Raw genomic sequence first — 1607 nt, 5'->3', positions numbered from 1 at the left:
ACGCGCAGGTGCTCGTGCTCGTCCCGGTCCAGCCGCAGCGCGCGGGCGATGCCGTCGATCACCTCGTCGGAGGCGTTCACCGACTGGCCCTGCTCGAGCCGCACGTAGTACGACGCGCTCACCCCGGCGAGGCTCGCGACCTCTTCCCGGCGCAGGCCGGGCACCCGCCGCCGCTCGCCGTAGGTGCGCAAGCCGACGTCGTCCGGGTGCAGCCGCGCCCGGCACGCCTGGAGGTACTCGGCCAGCAGTCCCTGATCGACCATGACACCGAGTATGCCCGGGCCGCGGCACCCCAGCCTGCCCCTGCCAGGGGTAGGAAACCGCGAACGGTCAGCGGAAGACCTCCACCACCGGCCGCTCCCCGGTGTACGGCGCCCAGCCCGGGTCCCCGTGGCGGGCGAACCCGACCCACGCACCGTGCACCCGCGCCGCCAGGCCCGCCGGCGCCGGACCAGGTCCCAGCAACCCGGTGTCCCCCTGCAGCCACGGTTCCTCGGCGACGTCGAACACGAACGGCAGCTCGACCGTGTGCGCCGCGCCGAGCCGTCCGTCCAGAGCCGTCGAGCGGTGCGCGAACGAGTACACGTGGGTCCGCGCGGGCGCGTGCGCCGCGATCAACCGCGCCGTGCCCGCGCCGAACAGGGCGTCGCCGAGCAGCGCCGACCGCAGCTCCCCCGGGCTCGCGTCCGGCCGTGCCGCGCGAAGCTCGGCGACCGCCGCCTCCGGGTCGGGCCTGCTCGCCGCCGCGGCGAGCACGTCAGCCTCGGTCGAAGCGTCGAACTTCCCTTGCGGCACCAGGTAAAGGTTCCCCTCCTCACTAGTGGTCCCGACGAGCAGAGCGACGTCGTCCAGGGCCAAGCCGTCGGCCGGCTGCACCGGGAGCACCAGGCTGAACGGGCTGAGCCCGGCGAGCGGATCCGTCGCGGTGGCGGTCCTCAAGTCCACATCGGACAGTGTGGGCAGGACCGCCACCAAGCGGTCGTCCGGGATTTCCGCGAACGCGTCGGCCGTCGGCTCGACCCCGAGCGCCGCGGCCGTCGCCGAGGTGACGCGCCGGGCCTGCTCCGGGGTGAACGCGCCGGTGCCGCTGCCGCTCTGCACGATCGCCCGCCGGAACAGGCCTTTCGCTTCCGGGGTGGCCAGCAAGGCTGCGGTGAGCGTCGCCCCCGCCGACTGCCCGAACACCGTGACGTTGCCGGGATCGCCGCCGAACGCCGCGACGCCATCATGTACCCAGCGCAGCGCCGCGAGGACGTCCAGCAGCCCGCGGTTGTCCGGAGCGCCGTCCAGTGCGAGGAAACCGGGGATCCCGAGGCGGTAGTTGACCGTCACGAGGACGACGCCGTCGCGCGCGAAGGCCCGGCCGTCGTAGAGCGCGGCAGTGCCTGTGCCGGTGACGAACCCGCCGCCGTGCACGAAGACCATGACCGGCCGCTGCCCGTCGTCGGCGGCCGGGGTGCGGACGTCCACGGTGAGGTACTCGTCGCCGCGCACCCAGCCGGGGCCGAAGTACGGGGTCAGGTCGAGCCTGCCGAAGTCCCGCCGCGGCTGGGGCGCGGTCGGCGAGGGCCGCGTGCCGTCCCGGACGCCGGTCCAGCCCGGGTGCG

At 74.7% G+C, this 1607-nt stretch carries 2 protein-coding genes; both read right to left on the bottom strand.

All coding sequences use genetic code 11. The features are described from left to right. Positions 1 to 263 (bottom strand): helix-turn-helix domain-containing protein (locus G3I65_RS21955; protein WP_160697778.1); only part of this gene is annotated, 263 nt, incomplete at its 3' end. Between the two features lie 67 nt (positions 264 to 330). Continuing rightward, a partial coding sequence (locus tag G3I65_RS21950; protein ID WP_160697777.1) for a carboxylesterase family protein occupies positions 331 to 1607 on the bottom strand: 1277 nt, incomplete at its 5' end.

Origin of the sequence: Amycolatopsis sp. SID8362 (genome assembly GCF_010550475.1) — a bacterium.
GTDB lineage: Bacteria > Actinomycetota > Actinomycetes > Mycobacteriales > Pseudonocardiaceae > Amycolatopsis > Amycolatopsis eburnea.
Note: the sequence above shows the minus strand (reverse complement) of the source record. Positions and strands in the feature narration are given on the sequence as shown.